This window comes from Rouxiella badensis (genome assembly GCF_002093665.1).
Lineage (GTDB): Bacteria > Pseudomonadota > Gammaproteobacteria > Enterobacterales > Enterobacteriaceae > Rouxiella > Rouxiella badensis.
Map to the genome: position 1 here is coordinate 1 of NZ_MRWE01000062.1, position 4,489 is coordinate 4,489.

At 56.1% G+C, this 4,489-nt stretch carries 6 protein-coding genes; all 6 read right to left on the reverse strand.

Features of this window, described 5'->3' with window-relative positions:
• Positions 1–159: 159 nt before the first annotated feature.
• The 6 genes from BS640_RS21760 to BS640_RS21785 are packed head-to-tail and all read right to left on the reverse strand — an operon-like array spanning position 160 to position 4,122.
• Positions 160–2,490: a primase-helicase zinc-binding domain-containing protein gene (locus tag BS640_RS21760; protein ID WP_084913322.1), complete on the reverse strand. Its 2,331-nt coding sequence runs from the start codon at positions 2,488–2,490 to the stop codon at positions 160–162.
• 11 nt (positions 2,491–2,501) lie between these two features.
• Positions 2,502–2,843 carry a DUF5375 family protein gene (locus BS640_RS21765; protein ID WP_084913323.1) on the reverse strand — a complete coding sequence of 114 codons (342 nt, stop codon included), beginning with the start codon at positions 2,841–2,843 and terminating at the stop codon, positions 2,502–2,504.
• Positions 2,840–3,100 (reverse strand): hypothetical protein, encoded by a 261-nt coding sequence (locus BS640_RS21770; protein WP_084913324.1) that lies wholly within the window; start codon positions 3,098–3,100, stop codon positions 2,840–2,842. The genes BS640_RS21765 and BS640_RS21770 overlap by 4 nt, the downstream gene beginning before the upstream one ends.
• Positions 3,097–3,621: a host cell division inhibitor Icd-like protein gene (locus BS640_RS21775; RefSeq protein ID WP_084913325.1), complete on the reverse strand. Its 525-nt coding sequence runs from the start codon at positions 3,619–3,621 to the stop codon at positions 3,097–3,099. Before BS640_RS21775 ends, BS640_RS21770 begins: the two co-directional genes overlap by 4 nt.
• A gap of 13 nt (positions 3,622–3,634) precedes the next feature.
• Entirely contained in the window at positions 3,635–3,865 is a 231-nt protein-coding gene (locus BS640_RS21780; RefSeq protein ID WP_084913326.1) for a hypothetical protein, read from the reverse strand.
• Positions 3,862–4,122, reverse strand: coding sequence for a helix-turn-helix transcriptional regulator (locus BS640_RS21785; protein ID WP_084913327.1), 261 nt, complete (start codon positions 4,120–4,122; stop codon positions 3,862–3,864). Before BS640_RS21785 ends, BS640_RS21780 begins: the two co-directional genes overlap by 4 nt.
• Between the last annotated feature and the right edge of the window lie 367 nt (positions 4,123–4,489).

The window sequence follows — 4,489 nt, forward strand, 5'->3', positions numbered from 1 at the left end:
CTGTTCATACTGTTCAATTTTTAAAATTAATGAATATTTTCAATGTATTAAGATGTGAATAGTCAATGAACAGTTACCTAGAACTGGTCACCTTTTCGTGAACAGTAGGTGTAGAATGCAAAAAACCGGCCTGAGCCGGTTGAGAGTGGGGTGTTTTTGTTAGACGGTTTCCCACTTGGGGAGCCAGTCGGCCTCGCAGTCTTCATTCAATATCAGGTTGGTTTGTATACCCTGATTGGTTTTGCGTTTGAGCAGCATTATCTCGTACTCCTTCAACGTCTGCGGCACGGCCCGACCAAAGGCGGTGAGGTTCATCGGGTATTTGTGCCCCCTGGCCTCCATAAACGACAGGTAGGCGTGATACAGGTATTTGCGCGGGTTGGCCGGAATGATGTTGGCGTTCCCCATGTACAACCCGTTGGGCGTACTAACTTCAGACAGATACCCGCAGAAGTCCATGAGCGGGTCAGTCTCGCGTTTCACCTCCCGCGCCTCGTCGGAGTTCTGCTGCGCCTGCAAAAGTTGTCGAGCGTCGTTCTGATTGGCAAAGCGCTGCATCAGGTGGCGCACGATAACCGACAGTTCGGCGGTAATCTTGTCGAGCAGTCGCGGGTCACGCTCGTGGGCCTCAACGACTTCAGGGAACGTGATGATGACCCTGCGGCGCGCAATGCCGCCGCTGCGGTCGCTGAACTGCATCGGGTTATTGTTCACCGCCATAATCACCGCCGGAATGTGCGTGGAATAGGCATTGCGGTATTTAGGGTCAATGGTGACCGCATCCCCGCCGGTGATGGCCTTGATACCTGCACCGTCGCCGCTCCACTTCTCCTGGTCAGGTAACTGGATAAACGAATAGCCCACGATGGAGGCCCGATGCCGTGCCGATTCCAGCGCTTCAATATCGGCTGATACGGTATTGTCGGCCCCTGCCAGAAGTTCGGCAATCGCGGACATAATGCTTTTTCCGCTGCCGCCTGGCCCCGTGATTTCAAGGAACAGCTGCCAGTCATAACGGTTGGCCAGCACCATAAACAGGGCCGCCTGAATGCGCGCCTGTTTCTCCTCCTTATTGCCCGCTGCACGCGTTAGCCATTGATAAAAGTTCGGGGCGTGCTCGGCCAGATTTTCGCCTGCCTTAGGTGAGGTGTAGTTGACGCTGTTGACAGTGCGCAGCCAGTGTGCCTTGTCGTGGCGTCTGAATTCACCGGTTACCGTATCAAACACGCCGTTCTTAAAGCCAATCAGCTGCCGTACGGGCGTCCCCATCTGCTGCACCATCAGCTTGAGCGTGTCCAGAATGCCGCCGATACCCGCCGCCGAGAACGGCGCACGGATTTTCTGAAACAGGGCCGCCGTTTCACGGCTGGCGACGCCGTCAGGGAGCGTTTGCCAGGCGCCGTTCTCATAACGGCACAGCTCACCGCCAATCGGCGGCATGGCAAGCCGATACTGATAATGCTGCTCCAGCAGTGACGCTTTCTCACTGGCGCTCATGTCCTTGAGGTCGGCGGCGCTGAGGGTATCAAAGGGGCTGGTTACCTTAGGCTGGCTGTGGGCCAGCAGCTGCTTGCGGGTTGCCGTGTCGCCTGCCAGCAGGTAAACATCATTCCAGTCACCCACCTCGGCGGGCAGCGCGGCCTTGCCGCCGCTGAGCAAGGCGGCCTCGTCGGCTTTGGCCTGCCCCTTTCCGTTTTCGTCGTTGTCCGCCGCTATCAGTAACTGCGCCTCGTGGAAGCGTTCGCGCAGCTGCGCCGCCAGCGCAGGCAGATTATTGGCGCTGAGCGCTACGTACACTGTGTCTCCCGTCAGGTTGTGCACCGTCAGGCCGGTGGCGTAGCCCTCAACCAGCCAGATTACAGCGTGAGATTCACCCGCAAAGAAGTGCGCCGCCTCCTTGACCTGCCCTCCGGCCAGCATGCGCTTGGTGCCGCTGGCGTTAATCAGCTGTACGTTAACCACCGCGCCCTGGTCGTCAAACAGCGGCACCAGTAAATCACCTTGCTTGAACGTTTCGCCACCGATGCGCAGCGGCGGGCCGTTCAGGGTCAACGCGGGTTCGTCCGGCCAGCCCTTATTCACCAGATAGGCGTGGCCGGTTTGCGTGATGGCTTTACTCACCAAAGTCTGAGCCTGAGTGGCAGCTTTCAGTCGGGCGGCCACTTTGTCCTGGTCAATCTGTAGCACCGAGGCCGAAACAACAGGGGCCGGATTGTCCCCCAACAGGGCGGCCACCTGCGCGGCGGCCTCTTTAGTCGAAAGTGACAGCGCTTTTTCGACCAGCGCCAGCCCGTCGCCGGCCCCGCACTGGTTGCAGAGCCAGGTGCCGCGTCCGGCCTGATTGTCAAAGCGGAAGCGGTCTTTGCCGCCGCAAACCGGACAGGCGGTGTGCTGGCCGTTCAGGCCCACGGTAATGCCCAATGCCGGTAACAGGGTAGGCCATTGACCGACGGCCACGCGGGCGGTGTGTGAAACGGTAAGTTGCGTCATGGTCGCCTTCCTTAGTGCAGCGTGGCGGAGAGTGGGGCCGAGAGCCTTTCGCGGCACAGTTCATCCATCATGGTTTCGCCCAACTGAGTGAGGCGCGGCTTCGCCACCAGAATGTCGGGCGACACCATATCACCGAGCATGGTGCAGGCCATGTCCATGCCTTCCTCAGCACCGTGGCGCGTGACGTAATAGCCTTCCAGATTCATCGCAATGGTCATTTGCAATTCGTCCAGCGAATACCCCACGCTCACGCCGTATGTTGCGCAGGTATCGAGATATGCCTGCGCCACGGCGCGGCGGTAGACGGCGGTCAGGACTTCAACGGGTAAGCAGGACTGATGGGCGTTATTCATTGCATGATTTCCTTATCGGTAAGCATCACGGATTCACAGGTGGCGACGACCTTGCCGAGCTGGTCGGTGAGCATGGCGACCACGGAGGCAAAGGACTGGCTGTGTGCAGGCTCGTAGCCCTGACCGGCGCAGGCCTGTGAATCGAGCATGTCGAGGAACAGTACGCCGACGTTGTGGGCATGTTGCAGGCGCAGATAGTCGGCATGAGGAATGGGGTATTGAGTGTGCTGGTTAAAGCGGGCGGCAAGAGTATTCATACTGGCATCCCCGCTGGCAGGCGACCGGCAAACAGCAGCACATAATCACGGGCAAACTCGCGGCGTGCGGCGCGTTCGTTGGCAGCAACGGTGCGCAAACGGCAAACAGGCGCACTGACTTCGGCACGGCGAACGGCGGCAAACAGATAGGTAAACTGCGGGTATAACGGGGTGAGGGTAGTAGCCATGTTGGCAGCCTTCATTGAGTAATGGTTATTGCTACCACCGAAGTTTCCACACTTATGGGTGGTAGCCCAGACGGGGGTGGAAATACCGGCCTCAATGAATACCGGCCTGACCGAAGTCAGCCCCGCCTGAGCTACCATTGTTAGACAGTTACAGAGGTGTATAAACCCCTGAACTTTTAATAGGTGCGCTAAGGCTACGACATAAAAAAACACGCTTGGCGCGTGTTGTGTCGCCATTGAGTTGCTCGGGTTTCCACGCCCGGCTGCCGATTTTGCGGCAGCCGGAAAACTATAGACCACCGGCTCGCCAGAGAAAAGGCTTTTTGATGACATGGGCCGCTTTTCCCTAGCAATCGGTCAGGACGTGATCGGATCGATCAGGATGTGATCGGAAATACCCATTCTGGCGAGATGACGCCCCGTGATTTTCTACCGCCAGCGTGCGAAAGGTGACGCTGCGGTGCTTTTCCGTGGGCAATGCTTTTCTCCGCACGGCCAGATTGAGTGTTTCGGCCAGATACACGGTGTCTTCATCGTTCAACGTGAACTTTTTGGCATCGATAGTCAGGGTGATCATGATTGCTCCCCCTGATAACGGGCCGCAATGCGTTCATTCATCCAGCCGTCAATCTCGGAGGCCAGCCAGGCGACGTTTTTACCGCCGAGAGATAGCTGCGCGGGAAACTGCCGACGGCTAATCAGGTCATAAATGGTCGAGCGTGACAGGCCTGTGCTGTGAATGACCTCGGGCAGACGCATAAAGCGGTCGCGGGGAAAGTGAAGGGCCATGGGAGGAACGGAATTGGGTGGAGTTTGGGCTGCAACTGAAAGCATGAAAGCTACCTTTTTGTATCCGGCTGGCGTTGACCAGTTCCGGCTGAGTTAACTAAGTAGCCCCCTATTGTGAGAATATTTTTGCGCTTGGCAACAAGCCCTTGTTGTGTGGCAGCCCAGCAATTTGAGTGAAATTTAAGCTGGTTAAAAAGTAGATTGCCAATAATTATCAATAATTGCCAATATTAACCTTTACATGATTACAAACCTTTTTTTTAGGTCAAATTGTTCTTATCAATCGAAAAATACCGTTAATTCTGGCTAGCCAAAGAAAAGGGTCAATTAAGGCACGGTGACTAGTACTGAACAGTCAGTGAAGAGTTATTTTAGAACTGTTCACCGGTTTATTTACTGATATATATACTAT

Bases quoted from the DNA above. Each gene is read 5' to 3' on its own strand.
- BS640_RS21785 (WP_084913327.1), bottom strand. From the start codon at position 4,122: ATGCTTTCAGTTGCAGCCCAAACTCCACCCAATTCCGTTCCTCCCATG.
- BS640_RS21780 (WP_084913326.1), bottom strand. From the start codon at position 3,865: ATGATCACCCTGACTATCGATGCCAAAAAGTTCACGTTGAACGATGAA.
- BS640_RS21765 (WP_084913323.1), bottom strand. From the start codon at position 2,843: ATGAATAACGCCCATCAGTCCTGCTTACCCGTTGAAGTCCTGACCGCC.
- BS640_RS21775 (WP_084913325.1), bottom strand. From the start codon at position 3,621: ATGTCATCAAAAAGCCTTTTCTCTGGCGAGCCGGTGGTCTATAGTTTT.
- BS640_RS21770 (WP_084913324.1), bottom strand. From the start codon at position 3,100: ATGAATACTCTTGCCGCCCGCTTTAACCAGCACACTCAATACCCCATT.
- BS640_RS21760 (WP_084913322.1), bottom strand. From the start codon at position 2,490: ATGACGCAACTTACCGTTTCACACACCGCCCGCGTGGCCGTCGGTCAA.